Annotated in this window: 17 protein-coding genes; 12 read left to right on the forward strand and 5 right to left on the reverse strand. The window is 35.5% G+C overall.

Annotation, left to right across the window (positions count from 1 at the left end; translation table 11 throughout):
- The first annotated feature begins 4 nt into the window (after positions 1 to 4).
- The 4 genes from FC748_RS06325 to FC748_RS06340 all read left to right on the forward strand — a co-directional run bounded on the left by FC748_RS06325 (position 5) and on the right by FC748_RS06340 (position 4,830).
- Positions 5 to 682 carry a response regulator transcription factor gene (locus FC748_RS06325; RefSeq protein WP_024361663.1) on the forward strand — a complete coding sequence of 226 codons (678 nt, stop codon included), beginning with the start codon at positions 5 to 7 and terminating at the stop codon, positions 680 to 682.
- Positions 683 to 1,528 carry a sensor histidine kinase gene (locus tag FC748_RS06330; RefSeq protein ID WP_108030317.1) on the forward strand — a complete coding sequence of 282 codons (846 nt, stop codon included), beginning with the start codon at positions 683 to 685 and terminating at the stop codon, positions 1,526 to 1,528.
- 112 nt (positions 1,529 to 1,640) lie between these two features.
- Positions 1,641 to 2,321, forward strand: coding sequence for an ABC transporter ATP-binding protein (locus tag FC748_RS06335; RefSeq protein WP_024361665.1), 681 nt, complete (start codon positions 1,641 to 1,643; stop codon positions 2,319 to 2,321).
- Positions 2,314 to 4,830: an ABC transporter permease gene (locus FC748_RS06340; RefSeq protein WP_167492642.1), complete on the forward strand. Its 2,517-nt coding sequence runs from the start codon at positions 2,314 to 2,316 to the stop codon at positions 4,828 to 4,830. The genes FC748_RS06335 and FC748_RS06340 overlap by 8 nt, the downstream gene beginning before the upstream one ends.
- Before the next feature lie 152 nt (positions 4,831 to 4,982).
- Here the strand turns inward: FC748_RS06340 and FC748_RS06345 are convergent, their stop codons facing one another.
- The 5 genes from FC748_RS06345 to FC748_RS06365 form a co-directional block, all read right to left on the reverse strand.
- On the reverse strand, positions 4,983 to 5,540 hold the full coding sequence (locus tag FC748_RS06345; RefSeq protein ID WP_024361667.1) for a hypothetical protein: 558 nt from the start codon (positions 5,538 to 5,540) through the stop codon (positions 4,983 to 4,985).
- A 138-nt stretch (positions 5,541 to 5,678) separates the two neighbouring features.
- Entirely contained in the window at positions 5,679 to 6,335 is a 657-nt protein-coding gene (locus FC748_RS06350; protein ID WP_024361668.1) for a response regulator transcription factor, read from the reverse strand.
- A gap of 16 nt (positions 6,336 to 6,351) precedes the next feature.
- Entirely contained in the window at positions 6,352 to 8,649 is a 2,298-nt protein-coding gene (locus FC748_RS06355; protein WP_167492643.1) for a sensor histidine kinase, read from the reverse strand.
- 339 nt (positions 8,650 to 8,988) lie between these two features.
- Positions 8,989 to 9,150 carry a competence pheromone ComX gene (gene comX, locus FC748_RS06360; RefSeq protein ID WP_081769888.1) on the reverse strand — a complete coding sequence of 54 codons (162 nt, stop codon included), beginning with the start codon at positions 9,148 to 9,150 and terminating at the stop codon, positions 8,989 to 8,991.
- A gap of 14 nt (positions 9,151 to 9,164) precedes the next feature.
- Positions 9,165 to 10,082, reverse strand: coding sequence for a polyprenyl synthetase family protein (locus FC748_RS06365; RefSeq protein WP_108030320.1), 918 nt, complete (start codon positions 10,080 to 10,082; stop codon positions 9,165 to 9,167).
- Positions 10,083 to 10,439: 357 nt separating this feature from the next.
- Here FC748_RS06365 and FC748_RS06370 point away from each other — a divergent pair, with 357 nt between their 5' ends.
- The 8 genes from FC748_RS06370 (at position 10,440) to FC748_RS06405 (ending at position 19,226) form a co-directional block, all read left to right on the forward strand.
- Positions 10,440 to 11,879 (forward strand): FAD-dependent oxidoreductase, encoded by a 1,440-nt coding sequence (locus FC748_RS06370; RefSeq protein WP_108030321.1) that lies wholly within the window; start codon positions 10,440 to 10,442, stop codon positions 11,877 to 11,879.
- The gene (locus FC748_RS06375; protein WP_024361672.1) at positions 11,879 to 12,709 is read left to right on the forward strand and encodes a N5-glutamine methyltransferase family protein; all 831 of its coding nucleotides are present in this window, start codon (positions 11,879 to 11,881) and stop codon (positions 12,707 to 12,709) included. The genes FC748_RS06370 and FC748_RS06375 overlap by 1 nt, the downstream gene beginning before the upstream one ends.
- 153 nt (positions 12,710 to 12,862) lie before the next feature.
- Positions 12,863 to 13,159, forward strand: coding sequence for a chorismate mutase (locus tag FC748_RS06380; protein ID WP_024361673.1), 297 nt, complete (start codon positions 12,863 to 12,865; stop codon positions 13,157 to 13,159).
- Entirely contained in the window at positions 13,156 to 13,767 is a 612-nt protein-coding gene (locus tag FC748_RS06385) for an anthranilate synthase component II (RefSeq protein WP_108030322.1), read from the forward strand. Before FC748_RS06380 ends, FC748_RS06385 begins: the two co-directional genes overlap by 4 nt.
- Positions 13,748 to 15,208 (forward strand): aminodeoxychorismate synthase component I, encoded by a 1,461-nt coding sequence (gene pabB, locus FC748_RS06390; protein WP_108030323.1) that lies wholly within the window; start codon positions 13,748 to 13,750, stop codon positions 15,206 to 15,208. Before FC748_RS06385 ends, pabB begins: the two co-directional genes overlap by 20 nt.
- Entirely contained in the window at positions 15,198 to 16,100 is a 903-nt protein-coding gene (locus FC748_RS06395; protein ID WP_108030324.1) for a prephenate dehydrogenase dimerization domain-containing protein, read from the forward strand. Before pabB ends, FC748_RS06395 begins: the two co-directional genes overlap by 11 nt.
- Before the next feature lie 30 nt (positions 16,101 to 16,130).
- The gene (locus FC748_RS06400; RefSeq protein ID WP_024361677.1) at positions 16,131 to 17,657 is read left to right on the forward strand and encodes an MFS transporter; all 1,527 of its coding nucleotides are present in this window, start codon (positions 16,131 to 16,133) and stop codon (positions 17,655 to 17,657) included.
- A 108-nt stretch (positions 17,658 to 17,765) separates the two neighbouring features.
- Positions 17,766 to 19,226 (forward strand): pyridoxal phosphate-dependent decarboxylase family protein, encoded by a 1,461-nt coding sequence (locus FC748_RS06405; RefSeq protein ID WP_025219533.1) that lies wholly within the window; start codon positions 17,766 to 17,768, stop codon positions 19,224 to 19,226.
- Positions 19,227 to 19,314: the final 88 nt, after the last annotated feature.

A 19,314-nucleotide genomic window follows, 5' to 3' on the forward strand; every position in this document is an offset into this window, starting at 1 on the left:
GTATTTGTATAAAATTATGATTGTTGAAGATGACAAGGCATTGTCAAATGGTATTGCTCTTGCTTTGCAAGGGAGTGAAATGGATGTTCTGCCATTTCACAGTATTCAATCGGCAAAAATGCAGTTATCTAATACTAACTTTGATTTGTTGATATTGGACATTAATTTGCCTGATGGGAACGGACTAGACTTGCTGTGCGAAGTGAAAAGAAACAGTACTATACCTGTAATCATGCTCACAGCAAACGATATGGAAACAGACATTGTAGCAGGACTTGAAATGGGAGCAGATGATTACATTACTAAACCATTTAGCCTTGCCGTGTTGCGTGCAAGAGTAAATACGCAGCTCAGAAAACAAGTGGTCACAAAAGGAAATCAATTTAAACAAGATCACTTTGTTTTTGACTTTGACCGCATGGAATATTTTAAAAACGGAAAGGTAGTTGAGCTGAGTAAAACCGAGCAAAAACTGCTAAAAATTTTAACAGCCAACAAAGGCGTTACTTTAGAACGCAGCGTATTGGTTGAACGTATTTGGAGCGATGGCGCACATTATGTGGACGAAAATGCTTTGTCTGTTACGCTAAAGAGATTACGGGACAAGCTTGAGGATAACCCTACAAAACCCGTATATATAAAAACAGTGTATGGTATAGGTTATTTATGGGCGGTGAAATAAATGGCGTTTTTTAAAGCAAATAAGGTCATTGATCGATTAAACAAAATGATTGACAATGCGATAGAGGGAAGACCTATTGAAAATGGATTTGATGAAAGCAAGCTGTCTGCGCTGGAAACTAAATTAGCCCACTATCTTACAGCAAACAGTGCCACAAAAATACAGCTAGCTGACGAAAAATCACAAATCAATCAACTGATTTCCGATATATCTCATCAAACGAAAACGCCTCTTGCTAATATTCTGCTCTATACTCAACTTTTAGCGGAAAGTGAGCTGTCTGACTATGATCAAAACTGTGTGGCAGCTTTAACGCAGCAGGCAGAAAAATTAAACTTTCTTATTTCTTCTCTTGTAAAAGCATCTCGGCTTGAAACGGGAATTATAACAGTTACCCCTACAAACAACAACGTAGCGAACATGCTTGAAACGGTTATAGAGCAGGCTACACCGAAAGCTATAGGAAAAAACATTGCTTTAACGGTAGATAGTAGGGATGTAGAGGCAGTCTTTGATCCTAAATGGACAGTGGAGGCACTATACAACATCGTAGATAATGCCATTAAATATACACCAAGTGGCCGAAGTGTCCAGTTATCTGTCACTCCGTATCAGCTATTTTGCAGGATTGATGTGGCCGATACAGGACTCGGTATTTCAGAGGATGAAACGGCAAAGATTTTTTCTCGTTTTTATCGTTCACAGGAGGTAACCGACAAAGAAGGCGTCGGCCTTGGTCTTTACCTTGCGAGAGAAATCATTACAGCCCAAGGCGGATATATAAAGGTCAAGTCTAGGTTGGGAGTTGGCTCTGTTTTCTCGGTGTTTCTTCCAATAAAAAATTGAATTCTTTCAGCACTGTTAGATTTGATTTTGCTTCAGAAAGATTCTCGAAAGATTCGAAGTTTATAATATGAATTGCAGAGATGGAAGACATATTTTTTTGGAGGAAATTTAAATGATTATACTTGAAACAAAGGATTTAATGAAAATTTACGGGAAAGGGGATACTGCCGTTCATGCATTGGATGGCGTCAGTATGAAAGTGGAGAACGGTGAGTTTGTTTCGATTGTAGGTACTTCCGGTAGTGGCAAATCCACATTGCTTCATATGCTTGGCGGTCTTGATCGCCCGACTAGCGGAAGGGTGATTGTGGATGGTCAAGAACTTTTTAAGTTAAAGGATGAAGAACTTACGATTTTCCGCCGCCGAAAAATAGGCTTCGTTTTTCAAAATTATAATCTTGTCCCTACTTTAAATGTCTATGAAAACATTGTTCTTCCTATTGGGTTAGATGGCAATACGCCTGATAAAGCATATGTGGATGCCATTATTCACACGCTTGGTCTTGAGCGTAAACTTCAAAATATGCCCAATAATTTATCTGGAGGGCAGCAGCAGCGCGTTGCTATTGCTAGAGCTTTGGCATCAAAGCCTGCCATTATTTTAGCCGATGAGCCAACGGGAAACTTGGATACTAAAACCAGTCAAGATGTTCTGTCTTTATTTAAAGTAACAAGTAGACAATTCAAGCAAACGATTGTCATGATTACCCATGATGAGGAAATCGCACAGCTTGCAGACAGAATTGTCCGTATAGAAGACGGACAGATTGTAGATGGTGGTATCCATGCTTAAAGTAAATAGTAAAAGAACCATTCATTTGCTTGCAAAAAGTTCGTTCAAAGCAAGTAGAATGAGAAACTTATTTGCTATCGTTGCAATTATTTTGACTTCGGTCATGTTTTCGGGGCTATTTACAGTAGCTACAAGCCTTGTTGCATCGATTGAGGAAAGTACTATGCGACAGGTGGGCGGCAGTGCACATGGTAGCTTTAAATATCTGTCAAAAGCGCAATATGACGCGCTGAAAAAGCATCCTGATATTAAAGATATTTCTTTCTCTGTCGTTTTGGGCGTGGGTGAAAATATGGAGCTAGCCAAACACCCTACTGAAATTCGATACACTAGCGGTGAAAACAATGCAAAGGGTATGTTTTCTATGCCGACAACAGGAAAACTTCCACAAAATGATGATGAAATTGCCACAGACACACTCGTTTTAAAGCAACTTGGTGTTTCTGCGAAGCTAGGTCAGAAGGTTACCTTAGACTATTCTTTAGCAGGGGAAAAAATAAGCAAAACCTTTACACTGGTAGGTTATTGGACAGGTGATAAGGTTATGCAGGCAAGTCAAGCATGGGTGAACAAAAGCTATGTGGAGAAACAACTTGCCAATTACAAACCAAGTAAGCAGGGCTATGATGTAGGTCTTATCAACGCTGATGTCAATTTCAAGAACAGTTTTCGTATTGAAAGCAAGCTGCAAAAAGTGATTGTAGACAGTGGGTTCAGTCTGGACGACATTGATTATGGCGTCAACTGGGCTTATACCGGAAACGGTGAATCTCTAGACATAAGTACCATCGTTGCGACTGTTGGTGCCATTTTAATGATTGCTTTTAGTGGTTATTTAATGATTGCTAATGTATTTACAATTAGTGTGGCAAATGATGTACGGTACTATGGTCTGATTAAAACAATTGGTACAACTCCAAAGCAAATTCGCAAATTGATACGTAGACAGGCGATGTGGCTCTGTTTCATCGGTTTGCCAATTGGGTTGCTAGTTGGATATCTTGTGGGAATGATGCTAGTTCCGATTGTCTTGTCTATTATGAACACCGATGTCATTAAAATTTCAGCTCATCCACTTATCTTTATTTTGTCTAGTATTTTTTCAGCAGTCACTGTTTTTGTCAGTGTTTCAAAGCCGTCAAAAATTGCGGCAAAAGTCAGTCCGATTGAAGCGCTTCGTGTTACAGATAACAGTGCAGGGAGTAAACGGAAGATAAAGAAAGGAACTAAAGTAAATTTGTGGACGATGGCCTATTCAAATCTTGCTCGCAATAAAAAGAAGGTCGTGCTTGTCTCCATCTCACTTTCTTTAGGGCTTGTGATTTTAAATGCTACCTATTCGATTGCAAATAGCTTTGATATGGATGAATATTTAAGCCGTTCTATCATGAACGATTTTGCAGTGGGAGACGTGTCTAACTTTAACGTCAATCTCAACTATAGCAACCAAGACACGTTAAGCGAAGGCTTTTTCTCTGAGCTGTCCTTACAAGAAGGCATCGAAAGCATCAATAACATCTATTTTACAGAATATGAAGTGCCAACAGGGCCGCGCTTTGTCGATATTCCTAAACAATTGGCGAAGGAATATGGCGCAGATAGTAAGAGAGTTGAAGCACTTAAACGCTATGCTCAAGAACCAAAACAACTATTGCACCTGTATGGTCTTGATGAGGGTGCTTTGCAAAAGTTAATCTTACTGCATGGCAAAATAGAGGAGCAAAAGCTTTATTCGGGAAAATATGTGATAGCTGCACCATTTGATGCACAAGGCAATATTTTATACTATGCAATCGGTGACAAAATTCAGCTTCCCGATCCAACCGGACAAATGCGGGAATATGAAGTGCTTGCTGTTGCGGACATTCCAGAAAGCATAAGCGCAAGACACTCGCATCCGTTAACGCCAACATTTTATTTGCCAAGCCAAGTCTTTTTAGAGCAAATTGAACAAAAAGCCCCAATGCTAAGCACGATTGATGTGCAAGATAGCGCAATGGAAAAAATGGAGCGTTTTTTAGCAAACTATAGTACTAACACCGACCAAAACATGGAATTTGAATCCAAGGCGTCTTTAGCGGCAGAATTTGAAAACTTGCAAAAAACGTTGAAAATCGTTGGGATTACCATCAGCATTCTAGTAGCTTTCATTGGCATTATGAATTTCATCAATTCTGTCATTACCTCCATCAATGCACGTCGACGAGAGCTTGCGATGCTACAAAGTATCGGTATGCTAAATAGACAGGTAATTAAAATGCTTATACTGGAAAGTACCATGTATATTCTGCTAACTATAGCTGCAACGCTTACTATTGGAAGTGCAATTTGCTATCTGGGTCTAAATGCATTTACAGCAGGGGCAGCCTATATGAAGCTATATTTTACAGTTGTTCCATCACTGCTATGCCTTCCAATACTTCTTGTCATAGCGATAATAGTTCCTGTCATGTGCCAAAAGGTCATTTCAAAAAGCAGTATTGTAGAGCGATTACGTAAAATAGAGTAGGTACCTATTACCATCAAACCTTTGAGCTAGCCAATTATAGCTCCGAATTTACACGCAACAAAGGCAACTCTCTTGGGGTTGCCTTTTGTGTATCTACTAAAGGGGTAGCGAAGAGAAGTGAATGCGAGATTGTTGTTTTGCTGCATAGGCATTCACGATGACTTATACAATTTATACATGGCCGTTTCGTTATCAATGGATTGAGCAATTTTAAAAGCTTCCTCTTGCGTTTTATGATTATTTATAATTTCATATAAAAACCTTATAACGAACATAAAATTAGCATTACCGTCTATGTAATCATCAGGGCCTATATAAGAGTGACAACCACATGCAAGAAAAGCGTTTGCTAGCTGTTCCTTGCCTAATGTGCAACCAGAGCCTATCACTTTCACATCTTTTATATTCGTATATTGTTTAATCTCTTGCTGTCCAAAAAAATCACCTCTTGGCTCATTGCCTTCATAAACATCTTCACCAAGTTCAGGCATACATAATCTACCTTCATCTCCATGAAAATTTAAAATTAAATAATCTACTTTATTATCAAGTTCTTTACCGGATAGAACATCAATCAGATCATTGGGTCTACCTATCCAATGTATATTTACCCTTACGCCAAAATACTCTAGTGCTGATCGTATAGCATACGATTCCATATCACAATTCGGTCCTACGACTAAACTGACATACATTTCAGGTCTACTCAACTTACATCCTCCTTTTTACGTCAATTCACATGCTACAACTTTACAATTAAAGGGATATTGCAGGAAGTTGAACTGAACGAAACCGCCTGTATCCCTTTGACATGTCTTTTCAATTTCCGTTTGGTGAATCTATTCAATTTAGCTATCCGGAATAAATAGATTAGAGATTAAGCCATATTTTTGAGCTATTTGTAGTGCTTCAATTCTAGAATTTGCTTTTAATTTTGAAAAAATTTTAGTTAAGCTGTATTCGATTGTGCGTTGGCTGACATATAACTCTTCCGCAATCATTTTATTTGTGTAACCTTTGGAAATAAGCTCAAGGATATTTTGTTCCTTATTCGAAAGCGTGATAATACTATTCTCTTCAAAATTATTATTAGAAGAAATCGAATTTCTCCGGAGTTGGCGTAATAAAGATAGTGGAATGATTACTTCTTCATTCAATGCACAATAAATAGCATTTACGAGCTGTTCAGAGCTGGACATTTTGCTTACAAAACCAGCAATACCTGCATTAATTAATAAATCAAAATGGGTATTAATATCAAAACCTGTATAAATGACAATTTTCGCCTCAGGATTTACTTGTAAAATTCTTTTAGACAGTTCCAGTCCATTAATGTCAGGCATATACAAATCTACAAGAAAAATATCGAATGTTGGGTTAGAGGCAGCTTGGATAATTTCATCGATATTTTTTAATATCGTGACTTCCATACCTGCAGTTTCCAAAATAGCCTTTGTACCCGTTCGTACTGCAGGATGATCGTCCACAATTAAAACTCTAATCAAAAATCTCACCTCTATTTCAAATAATGATGCAAATGTGAAGTCCTTTGTTCAATGAAGAATTAATTTCTATCGTTCCATTTAAAATTCGAACACGTTCTTTAATGCTGAACATACCGATTTTATTCGTATCCATTTCAGATGACTCGAGTAATCCTACACCATCATCATCGTATAGCAGAATGATGTGGCATTCATCGTAAAATATCGAAAGTTCTACTTCGTTTGCATTCGCATGCTTACGAGCATTGTTGAGTAGTTCTTGAACAATTCGATAAATATTAATTTCAAATTCATATGAAAGCCCTTCAAGCCGCCCATCATAATCAAAATAAATAGAAAAATCACAATGTTGTCGTGTTGATTCAATCATATGTCCTAAAGCTTGTTCTAGTCCTTCTTCTTTTAAAAAGGGAGGACGAAGTTCAATGCATGTTTCTCGTACTAAATGAGCTATGTCGATGATATCTTCTTTTAGACAGTCTAGCTCTTTACTTATTGATGATTTTTCAGCATGTTTAATAAGTCCTTCTATATTTCTTATTAATTGTAATAAGCCTTGTAAAACACTGTCATGTAAATCCATGGATAAATTAATACGTTCTTTTTCGGTCACATGCATGAGCAGTTTTGAATAGGAAGTAGGCATGATTACTTCATCAATATTATTTTTATAAGAGTCGAGTTGGCATTTCAACTCTTCAATTAAGTAATTATTTTCTAAAACAATACTTGAAAAATAAGATATCGACTCTAGCCACGCCTTTTCTTGTGGGTTCAGTTTTGCATTATTTTTCTTTTGTTCAAAATAGATAATTTCTTTACTAATGCCGTTACTACCGATAACCGTTGCGAAGCCTTTATGTACTTTAAGCAAGGAACCATTTGAATACTGCGCCCAATTAATTTTTTGAATGGCATTATTTACGAGGCTTTGGTGAGCCGTTTTAACAGTCCAATTGTCTACTGCGGGTCTTTTTTCAATTTGGATATAGTTTAAGTTATCAACAGAAAGTACATCTTTAATTTGCTTTTGAAGTGCGTCAATCAATGTAAAAGGATTGGTTTCAAATTTCACTTTTTGGAAAAAGCCATATAAGCTAATGTCTAATCGATTATTTTTAGAAAATAAATGAGGATTTAATTTATAGTCTAAATAATCTTTAATATAGAGCAAGATGCAAGAAAGATAGAATATAAAGATGCCCAGTATAAGTATTTCAATCGATAATAGATGTACTTCAGTCATAAAACTTATTATAAGCGTGGTTAGTATAGAAAATGGTAAAGATAATAACGTAAAGTATTTAATTTTATTTAAAAAGAAGTCAATATCTATTAATTCATAGGTCAATTGCAAATAAACTAAAATAATAGGAATAATGAAAATAAAGATTCCTGTTATTTCAGCAGAAATAATATAACGATTGTGGAAAATAATTGGTAGTGCATAAAACAATATAAATGGTGAGAAGGCAATAAAATAACCTGAGAACATTATTTTTAGTTTAATGCGTACATTCGGTTCATGGTTAATATAATAATACCTTATAAGTAAAAATAGTAAGAAAAATATTAAAGACGAAAAAAATTTTAATTGAATAGTCGTACTCGAAATTTCTAGGTCTTTATTAACAAACGAGACAAATGATATGGCCATAATAAGAAAATATAAAAGGTATAATACTTTAAGATAACAGGTTTTAATGAATGGAAGTTTAGAATAAGAAAAATGTAAATATAAAAAATGTATAAATAAAATAACGAATATTGGAAGCGTGATCGTATTGATGCTACGTCCAATTACATCTCCTCTTGCAGAAATCGGGGCGCTACTATAACAAAGCGCAATCGTTAATAAAAAATAAGTGAGAACCTGTGATGAACTTTTTTCAGAATGTCGGGTATTCAATATGATTGCTAGCGCAATCGCAATGATGACAGATAAAATTTTAACGAAAAGTTGCACTTCAAGCATTAAACTTTTATTTCCGTTTTCAACGATAAATGTAACAGTTTCATTAGCAGCATTAAGAATAGTTAGAGACTCAGCTAACTCTATTCGTTGGAAATAAATGATAGAGTGATGAAGTGAAGGATGAGCGTTATTGACTTTTAAGATTTGGTCACCTGGTTGGATATTTTGATTTATTCCCCATGAATTTTCATAAATAGTATCTACAAAGTATTGTTTATCTTTATTTAATACCTCTATCCCAATTAAAGGATATTTCATTGTAAGATAAAAAAAATAAATGATTAATAGTGTAGTAATAAAAATGGGGAATCCCATCCAAATAAATTTTTGCTTTTTCATCATTTCCTCCTTAGAAGTAAGTGACAATCCATAGGAGTGACATATTAAAATAGAGGGAATTGGCTATTATGAATATTGGACGTAGAAATTAAGTTTTAGCGTATTCCCTTTTGTTGCCATTACAAATAAATGAAGAGTCGTAACCCTTAATTTATTTATGATGTATAGTTCCTTTCAAATGCAATAGGTAGGGATGGTGTGTGTATAGTGGTGATGTATTCAGCTTGCTTTTTAGTTTGCTCGTGCATTTTTTCGAGAAAAAGGCTACAAGTATTATCGTAGTTTCCTCTTCTGCTTATCGTGGTGATAATCCTGTTGTGTTATACTGTTACGTTGAAGTTATTTCCAGTAATAGGCTTGCAACTGCGGTTTTTTATTTAAAACAACGTCTATAAGAGCCTTATTCTCTTCTGGAGAGATACCTATAATACAAATTTTATTGTTTTTTAAGAGATGTAAAACTTCAGTGTCTTTCATTAGATAGTGAATGATGTTTTTCATATGAAGATCTCCTTTTAAATGTATTTAAGTAGTGCTTCTTTATATTTTTTAGTAATGGATAATGACATGATGCTGGATTCAGCCTTGTTTCGATACAGTTGTTGGGTGACTTTTGAATAAAGAAAAGCACCTGTTTCTTCTAACAGTGATTCAATCACTTTAGCTAGCTCCAATATTTCGTGTTTTTCTATACTTCCTTTGTAATAGTTTTGGATTTTTTCTATCACCGGATGATTTTGTTCCACGGCTAACAAATATAAAATGGGTAAAGTCCATTTTTTATTCAGCAAATCATTTTTCCCATCCCAACATTTCATACCTTCCATATCATTTTGAATCTGACCAATTACCCCGATGTGACTACCGTAAAATTGAACTTCAGTTGCTTTATCCGGATTCGCAAGAACAGTTCCTATTAAACAAGCTAACTCCGTTAAGGACCCAGACTTTAAAACAACCATGTCAATATAGCGATCTTCACAAGATATATTGTTTAATAAATCGATATGTTGTCCTTCAATAGCACGCATAGCTTTTGTGATCAAGAGTTCTAATGCTATATATTTATGTTTAAAATCGGATTCTTTAATGATTAACTGACATAAAAAGAGTAAGTAACTTGAAATATTTAACGATAAATTTTGGTGTTGAATCCAAGGCGATGAAAGATTATCTTGGTCTTCAATATCATCTAAAATATCAAAAGATAAAATAAGAAGTTCAATTGCCGCTGCTACTTTAAAAATGTGATTTTCTATTTTATTGTTATAAATCACATAATGGAGTACGACTAACTCCCCAAATAAATAACCTTCCTCTTTCTTAAAGTCGATAAATTCATATAACTGCGTTTTCATATCCTTATTCGTTACATAAGTCTCTAAAATATCTACCATAGTTGAATACAATCGATTATTAACATCTAAACTCATCTATAACACCACCATCTCGTAAATAATACCACATATTAACATTATATAAAATTATATCCTAAACATTGTAAAATAAGGAACTGCTAATATAGGTTAAATAAAGGTGGCAATAAGCTTTTTCGTGCTTATTATCGCTGCCAAACTGAATGCATTGGTCGGTTTTTTCAAATTATTTTCGGTATACCGAAATGTGATTTTCGGTGAATTGCAACAGAAAATATGTGAAGATTTAAATGTCAGAATTATTTTAATACCGGTTAATTAAGTGATTTCTAGACTTTAGGTAATGATAGTAAGTAGTTTCATTTAGATTTGCTAATGAATCAAAAAATTCAAAGTATATTGGAGGCTTATATAATGAGCAATATTAATTTCGATACGATTATTGTAGGGAATGGAGCAATAGGATCTTCTATAGCATACGAACTTTCCTCTAGAGGTCAAAAGGTTGCACTTATAGGGAAGGAAGCACGTGAATCAGCAGCATCTACAGCTGCTGGCGCGATGAATGGCTGTTATGGAGAAGTGACTGAAAGTCTTATGAAAAGTGAGTTCGGTCGAAAAAAATTATTAATGGACATTAAGGCTAAAAATATGTGGGAAGGTTGGCTATCCAAACTGACGAAAGATTCAGGTGATGAAAGAGAAGTAATCATTGCCCACGGTACGGAAGTAATCCTTAACACGGCAGGAACAAGAGATGTAGATTCTGTTAACTTTATGAAAATTGAACAAGCGCTAAAAGAAAACTCGGAACGCTATGAAGTAATAGATCCAGATAACCACGTATGGCTAGAGGCAGATGAACAAGTAAGACCTCTTAAAGCATTACTAATACCAGAAGAAAATGCAGTTGATCCTAACATTTTATTAGCTAAACTTTCCAAAGCCATTCACAATCTTGGAGGAACCCTTTTCAATGAACATGCACTATCAGTAATTACAGAAGGCAATCAAGTTTGTGGGATTGAACTGAGCGAACAGAAAATTTTTGCAAAAAATATCATTATCGCTGCAGGGGTTCATTCGTTAGATTTATTAGATTTCGATTTAGAATTGAAAAATAAAATACCGCCAATGTTTTCAGGGTACGGTGTGTCAATACTTTTAGAATTAGATGACATAGAAAATTATAACAGGGTCATTCGAACGCCAAATCGAGCATTTGCCTGCGGTTTACATTGCGTTCCTCGAAATGGGAAAGAGCTTTACATCGGTGCAACCAATATACTATCGGATATTCCAAGGAAAAATGCCTATGTATCGGATGTACAATTTTTATTAGATTGTGCAGTAGAACAATTACACTTAGATCTTTTTAATGCCGACATTAAAAAAATTCAAGTTGGAAATAGACCGATACCAGCTGATGGATTCCCGTTAATCGGTCAAATTAAATATGATGGTCTTTGGTTGGCTACAGGAACATATAGAGATGGGTTACACCAATCTCCTTTAATCGCTGAACACTTAGCTAACGAAATAAGTGGGATTGTAAACGATATTGACCTTTCTGATTTTCATCCAATTCGAAAGCCTCTCTATAATACACCAAGACATGAATTAATTGCTAAAACAACATCCGAAATGTTTGCCACTGGTTACGAATATCGTTGGGACGTGCAACCTTATTGGCATCCTATTTTAGAAAAAGGAATGCTTCATAGTTTTGAAGAAATTTTAGACGAGCTACATAAGGAATTTGCTCCACCACCTGAAATCCTTTCTCTTTACCTGACACATCCTAAATCTTCTAAAGAACAGCTAAGAACATACTACAATGCGTGGAGTGAATGATGAAGACAAAAGATGATTATATTAACTTGTTAAAAAACGCAGGGGTTTGGGACCCTGTGGGAGACTACGAAAAAATATACAGTCAATATTATTTTACAGAAGCGGGACAAAATGACCCAATAGCAGTAAAGGAATTTGAGGCAGACATTCATGAAAGATGTAATAGAATTCCGTTGGAGCATATTGTAGGCTACGCAGAACTGAACGCTAATAGATATGTTGTTGGAACAGGCGTTTTTATACCGAGAATTCAAAGTTTGGGGATCGTTGAGTGGCTGAAAGAAAATAAAGCAATTGCTCCGAGTTCTTTCGTTTATGACTTATGTTCTGGTTCGGGTGCAATCGGGATAGAAATTTGGAAAATGACAAATGCAAACATTGTCTGTATAGAAAAATCAGATTTAGCTACTAAGTATCTCAAGCGAAACATTTTGCGTCATAATGCCGAGAAGGTTGACGTTTATCAAGGAGACATCAAAGAATATTTTGATGATATGCCGCAAAAAGCAGTCGAAGCAGAGATTGTTATATCCAATCCCCCATATGTACCGAAAGAAATGGCGCAACCCCCTGAGTGGGGGGTGCATCATCCAGAAGAATCGGTCTATGCAGAGCAGGATGGCCTAGATATTATCTATGCGTCAGCTTTATTTGCCAATAGAGCATTAAAAAAAGACGGCGTTGTATTAATCGAACATGATGAAAATCAAGGAGAAAGCGTCAGTGCGATATTAGCAAGCAATAATTTTTATAACATCCAAACAATCGTAAGCGAGAAATATTCTGACGAGACAGGACTCTCCATCTTTACTATAGGTTATAAGCTATAAATAAATATCCAAGAAATATCTCAAATCATAAGGGTACAATCTTTTATCTTTATAAATCGTTCTCAATTTCAGATATTTGTCTACTATTTGCTATCACGTTAGCTAGAAATTTGTAGTGAAGAAATTATTTCACTAGAGAAGGAGGATTAAATAATGAAAGAAGAGTTACTTGAAGAGTGGAGAGCAGAAATCGATACGATTAACACTAAAATTGTTGCACTGTTATCGGAAAGAATGGAAGTATGCACAGAAATAGCAAAATATAAATACAAATACAATGTGAATATGATGCAGCCAAAAAGGATTGAAGAAGTATTAAAGAAAACAAGCATCGTAGCAAAAGAAAACAATTTAAACCCAAAATATATTGAGGATGTATTTAAAATTATAATTAATGAAACGTGTGCGGTTGAAGATAAGTTAATCAAAGGAATGAAAGCAAACCAATGAAAACACTAATAATAGACAATTATGATTCTTTTACTAATAATATTGCGCAATATGTTTATAGAGTAACGAATGTTTCTCCTGTTGTCGTAACGAATGATTATCCTTTTCATAAAATTAATCTATCGGAATTTAATAATATCATTCTATCTCCTGGACCTGGAACGCCAGAAAAGGATGAAGATTTTGGTATATGTAAACGGATTATTAAAGAAGTGAATATGCCTATTTTAGGTATTTGTTTAGGGCATCAAGGGATTAATCATTGTTTTGGTGGCGAGGTTGGCAAAGCTCCAAAACCAGTTCATGGTTACAAAGAGCTTATTGTCAATAGTGGTGACAATCTATTTAAAGGCTTGCCAAATAGTTTTTTTGCAGTTAGATATCACTCTTTAATCTGTACTAAACTTGCGCCTTCCCTTGAAGCAACTGCTTATACTCAAGATGGTTTAATTATGGCGATTGCCCATAAAGAGTTACCTATTTATGGCGTCCAATTTCATCCTGAGTCCATTGATTCGGAGTTTGGCGTTGAATTAATTAAAAATTTTATTGATATTTCTGCGGAAAAATCCTACGGGAGGCCATTACATGTACGAGATTTCGCTTAAAGAAAAGCTAGAGGGTGTAGGGTGCCCAATGCTTGTGGCGCCAAAGAATATTGAAATAGAGTGGGCGTCTTCTCCTATCGATATCTATGAAAAATTATTTTATGGTTCAAAAGATAGTTTTTGGTTAGATGGAGAGTTATCAAGTGAGTTTGGCAGCCGGTTTTCGATTATGGGAAATTGTGATATAGATGCTGCAATTTCTTTCATGTATTATGTTCAAGATTCAAGGTTGGATATAACTGGCCCTAAAGGACAAGAGTCGGTTTATGGAGATTTTTACGAAGTTATGGACTGCATATTTTCTTTAATAACCAATGAAATGCCTAAAGAGGTGTTACATCCATTTAATGGAGGAGTCATTGGCTATTTAGGATACGAGTTAAAAGCACTTCGAGGGATACCGAATAAACATAGTTCAGATTTGCCAGATGCTGTTCTTTATTTACCTAAAAATATCGTAGTGTTTGATCATCGAGATCAGAAGCGTTATGTGTGCAACTTGTGGGGTGAAATTTTAACTGTATCAGAAGCTCTACTGCAGAAAAGTGAAGAGTCTATACAAAGAAAAACGGTCCAATTTTTAATACCTCCAACAGAAGATGAGATTGACTTAGAGATATCGAGTGATGACTACAAGGACAAGATAAAACAGTGTCAAACATATATTACTGAAGGTGAATCTTACGAAATATGTTTAACGAACCGTGCTTCCCTGCCTTATAGCTTTGATCCATTGCTGCTATATAAAGAAATGAGACTTTTGAGCCCGGTAAGGTATAGTGCTTTTTTCAATACCGAACGTTTTTCAATCGTAAGTTCTTCTCCAGAAATGTTTATAAGCATTGACGAAAACGGAAAAATGGCATCGAAACCTATTAAGGGAACTAGAGCAAGAGGGACTACTGAAGAACAAGATCGTTTGGAGAAAGAAAGTTTAATGACTTCCTCAAAGGATAGAGCAGAGAATTTAATGATTGTCGACTTAGTAAGGCATGATTTTAATGAAGTTTGCCATCCTGATACGGTGAGTGTACCAGAAGCTTTTGTTGTAGAAACCTATTCATCTGTACATCAGTTAGTTTCCACAGTCGTTGGCGAATTAAATTGGGATAATGGTATTTTTAAATCGATAGGTAAATGCTTCCCTGGGGGTTCAATGACTGGAGCACCAAAACTAAGAACGATGAGAATAATAGATGAATTGGAAGAGTCTCCTCGAGGGATCTATTCTGGATCTATTGGTTGGATTGGCTTTAATGGTTATACAGATTTGAGTATTGTTATTAGAACGGTCGTCATTAAAGATCAAATTGCAACTTTTGGCGTAGGAGGAGCTATTATAGAGGCTTCAGATGTAGAGGAAGAGTTCCGTGAAACATTAATTAAGGCAAGTGTTCCGTTTCAAAGTATAAGGAGGGTTCAAAAGCACAATGAAACATGAGACAATAATAGTATTGGGGGGAAATGGGTTAATTGGGCAATTTTTATCATCATTATTAATGAAGTCAGGGCATCATCTAGTCATTATAGACAAAGAGCCGTGTGAAGGAGATTCCTTAAGAGCTGCGTGTGGCAATCTTTACTCGAACCTAGAAATGATCGTATCTGATGTACTATCTGATGATATAAATGATCTTTATTCTTCGGGGGATGCAATTATTTTTGCATTACCCGAATCCTCCTGTTTAGATGTATTAGCATCAAAAGCTCATTTGATGAAGGAAGAAGTAAAAATCATTAATACATGTTCTATACAAAGCTCTTTTTTCAAGCATGGTAAAACCTTTTTACCGAATAACCCTATGGTAGGGATTAATTTTATGTTTTCACCTACTTTGCCTTATCAAGGAAGAGCGGTAGCGATTGTAAAAGAGGAAGAGTCAGAGGCATATACGATGATGAAAACTCTAATTGAATACAATGATATGGTAGTATTTGAGTTTGACCCGCATGGCCATGATGAGAAAGTTTCACTTGTGCAAGCACTTCCTCATATTTTAACGCTTTCATTGATTAGTGTATTAGGGGAGAAACATGATTTTTCAATAAACGAAATGATGCAGCTTTCTCCACCGCCTATGCAGATGATGTTATGCTTATCAGCCAGGCTAACACAAAATTCACCCGATGTGTATTGGGACATTCAAAAGTATAATCCTTATTCCGAGAAAATTAGAAATGATGTCATCCATTCTATAACGAATCTCAATCACATCATCGAAGAGGATTGCTTCAAAGACTTTTCTGTTTTGTTGAAAAACCATGAAGAGGTTTTAGGGGAATCTTTAAATGAGCTGAAAGAAAAGTGGAACCGATATTTTAATAGCAATTAATCTTATGCTTACAGTAAAAGGAGGCATATTATGGAAGAGAAGTCTGTGAGTCCTTTTGTCACCATTGTTAAAAGTAAACCAAAACTATTGGCGCTTTTAATCATTTTATTGCCAGTTTTGAGTGTTACAATTGATAATACGATCCTGTCATTTGCCTTACCACAGCTTACATATGCATTATCACCGAGTGCTGCTCAACAGCTCTGGATAATTGATGCTTACGCTTTAGTGCTGGCAAGTCTACTTGTTACGATGGGTGGTATTGGTGACCGTAAAGGACACAAAAAAGTACTTTTTATCGGTAGTCTTGGATTTTCGATTATATCTTTTATTGTCATTTTTTCGCAAAATGCAGGCCAAATTATTGCTGGTAGAGCGGCGCTAGGTTTTTTTGGTGCAATGATTCTACCTGCTACATTAGCCTTAATACGTTCAACTTTTCTTGACCGAGAGGAGAGAAGATTAGTAGTAGCGGCTTGGGCTACTTGCTTAACAATTGGTTCTGTACTTGGACCAATTATTGGTGGTGTATTACTTACTTTCTTTTCTTGGCACGCAATCTTTTTAATTTCAATTCCTTTTTTTATTCCTGTCATATTCTTTATTCGCAATTTTATTACCGAATCACAAGAAAAGTTAACTGGCAGAGTAGATTTCTTCAGTATTGGCATGTCTTTCATTGCCATGTTTGGTATTATGTTTGGATTAAAACAAGTTGCTACTGGTGGAGAATGGCAAGTAAGCTTACTAAGCATAGGGATTGGCGCTATTTTTGCTGTGCTGTTTGTAAAACGACAGCTTGTATTACCTAATCCTTTGTTAGATATGAGTCTGTTTAGAAATAAAAGCTTTTCGTCGCTTGTCTTTATCAATATGGTCAGCTTAGGTTCATTAATAGGATTTATCTTCTTTGCAACACAATTACTTCAAATATCTCATAGAATATCGCCATTAATTAGTAGCTTTATCCTTGTACCAGGTGAAATATTAGCGATTATTTCTGGAATAGGTATCGTTGTCATCGCGCAAAAAGTTAAGCCTAATTTTATTATTAGTGTGTCCCTTATTCTTATTGCGATTTCTTTTTTAGCCGTCTATAGTTTAACACTTACACCTCTAATTATTGGTTTAGCTTTTCTGTTCATTAGTAGTGGTGTGGGCATCATTACTACAGTATCCAATGACCTTATTATTTCATCAGTTATTCCTGAAAAAGCGGGTGGGGCCTCGTCGGTAAGTGAAACGGCCTATGAAGTTGGCGTTGTCCTTGGTACGACGTTAATTGGGGGAGCGATTACGTGGTGGTATAGACAATCGTTTTTACTACCAGATTATCTTCAGACCAAGATTTCAGAAGGTTCGACAGATACGCTTGCAGGTACTTTAGCCGTAAGTGAGTCGTTACCAAAAGATTTATCGACTGATTTGCTCAATATTGCAAACTCTGCCTTTCTAAAGGGTGTTGAATATACGAGCTTAGCAGCCTTTTGTTTCATTTTACTTACTGCTATTTTAACTTTCTTTTTTATTAAAGAAGAGCATCCCTCTAATCATTGAAATTAGGGGGATTTTTTAGTGGAGAACGAATTATTGGTAGGGTGACCAACATTAATTGCTAAAATCATGGCACTTGCTGAACAACTTAAAATGAAGGAATGATGATATATGAATAACAATATCGATAATATAATTGAAATAGAAGAGACAATGATGAACTTTATAAGAAAATTTTTATCAGATCAGCAAAATTTGCATAGCCAAAAAGTCATTGAATTCTCAAACGACAATGTATTTCAAATATTGGATGATTTAGCGATACCAAATGAAGGTAGACCGATGTGCGACGTTCTATCTGATGCAGTAGAATTTATTTATAAATATAGAGCTAAGCTAAATCATCCTCGTTATTTTGGTTTTGTACCAGGTCCTGCATCACTTATCTCTTGGGTAGCTGATGTTGTAACCAATGCTTACAATATGCATGCAGGAAGTTGGATGTCAACACCTACGGCTAGTTATATTGAAAAGGAACTGATCGCTTGGTTAAATAATAAAATTGGTTACACCGAACAATCTGGAGGAATTTTTGTATCAGGTGGTTCGATTGCAAATATTACTGCGTTAACAGTAGCGCGCGATAACAAATTAAATGGCGACCTTGCCAAAGGAATAGCCTATATTTCCGATCAAACACACTCATCCGTAAAGAAAGGTCTTAAAATAATTGGTGTAAGCGATCGTAATATTCGAATTATTCAAACGGATAATTTTAAATTAAATACAATGATGTTGAATGAACAAATAAAAGCAGACTTATCATTAGGCTTAAAGCCATTTATAGTAATTGCGAGTGCTGGTTCCACTAATACAGGAAGTATTGATCAGATGGAAGATATTCATCGCATTTGCCAAAAGTTTAATCTTTGGATGCATGTTGATGGGGCTTATGGTGCGACTGTCCTTTTGTCAAAAAAGCATAAAAGTAAATTAAAAGGGATTGAAAAAGCTGATAGCGTCAGTTGGGATGCCCATAAATGGTTATTTCAGACGTATGGTTGTGGTATGATTTTGGTTAAAAATAAAAACTTATTATTTCATAGTTTTCATACTAACCCTGAATATTTAAGAGATGCACAAATAAATAATGAAGAAATCAATTTTTGGGACTTCGGTATGGAACTGACACGCCCAGCTAGAGCGCTAAAGCTGTGGTTCACGTTGCAAGTTCTGGGGTCGGATAAGATGGAGGAATTTATTAATCATGGTATACGTCTAGCAGAATATGCAGAAAGTGAAGTATTAAAGTACAAGGATTGGAACATTATAACGAAAGCGAACTTGGCAATCGTCAATTTTCGATTTTCACCACCGCATTTTGACGATGAAATCATAAATAAAGTGAATACAGAAATTTCGAGAAAAATGGTTAGTAGTGCTTATGCCGGTGTCTTTACGACAATTTTAAACGGCCAAGTAGTTTTAAGAATTTGTACGATTAATCCTGAAACAACCGATATGGAAATAAAAAAGACGATTGCACTTTTGGATAAATACGCAAGAGCCATTTCTGTCAAAATGCTTTCCGATGTCAATAAAAGCAAGGAGCTACAGACTGTCAAAAATTGAAGATGCTGTCTATTTGTTTTCGTATCATTTAGATGAAAGGTATTTATTTAATATAAAAAGAACATGTTTTGAAAATCAAAATATGTTC

Origin of the sequence: Lysinibacillus sphaericus (genome assembly GCF_005217585.1) — a bacterium.
Taxonomy (GTDB): domain Bacteria; phylum Bacillota; class Bacilli; order Bacillales_A; family Planococcaceae; genus Lysinibacillus; species Lysinibacillus sphaericus.

Bases quoted from the DNA above. Each gene is read 5' to 3' on its own strand.
- FC748_RS06355 (WP_167492643.1), bottom strand. From the start codon at position 8,649: ATGAAAAAGCAAAAATTTATTTGGATGGGATTCCCCATTTTTATTACT.
- comX (WP_081769888.1), bottom strand. From the start codon at position 9,150: ATGAAAAACATCATTCACTATCTAATGAAAGACACTGAAGTTTTACAT.
- pabB (WP_108030323.1), top strand. From the start codon at position 13,748: ATGTACGAGATTTCGCTTAAAGAAAAGCTAGAGGGTGTAGGGTGCCCA.
- FC748_RS06400 (WP_024361677.1), top strand. From the start codon at position 16,131: ATGGAAGAGAAGTCTGTGAGTCCTTTTGTCACCATTGTTAAAAGTAAA.
- FC748_RS06330 (WP_108030317.1), top strand. From the start codon at position 683: ATGGCGTTTTTTAAAGCAAATAAGGTCATTGATCGATTAAACAAAATG.
- FC748_RS06405 (WP_025219533.1), top strand. From the start codon at position 17,766: ATGAATAACAATATCGATAATATAATTGAAATAGAAGAGACAATGATG.
- FC748_RS06395 (WP_108030324.1), top strand. From the start codon at position 15,198: ATGAAACATGAGACAATAATAGTATTGGGGGGAAATGGGTTAATTGGG.
- FC748_RS06340 (WP_167492642.1), top strand. From the start codon at position 2,314: ATGCTTAAAGTAAATAGTAAAAGAACCATTCATTTGCTTGCAAAAAGT.
- FC748_RS06365 (WP_108030320.1), bottom strand. From the start codon at position 10,082: ATGAGTTTAGATGTTAATAATCGATTGTATTCAACTATGGTAGATATT.
- FC748_RS06385 (WP_108030322.1), top strand. From the start codon at position 13,156: ATGAAAACACTAATAATAGACAATTATGATTCTTTTACTAATAATATT.
- FC748_RS06375 (WP_024361672.1), top strand. From the start codon at position 11,879: ATGAAGACAAAAGATGATTATATTAACTTGTTAAAAAACGCAGGGGTT.
- FC748_RS06370 (WP_108030321.1), top strand. From the start codon at position 10,440: ATGAGCAATATTAATTTCGATACGATTATTGTAGGGAATGGAGCAATA.
- FC748_RS06380 (WP_024361673.1), top strand. From the start codon at position 12,863: ATGAAAGAAGAGTTACTTGAAGAGTGGAGAGCAGAAATCGATACGATT.
- FC748_RS06335 (WP_024361665.1), top strand. From the start codon at position 1,641: ATGATTATACTTGAAACAAAGGATTTAATGAAAATTTACGGGAAAGGG.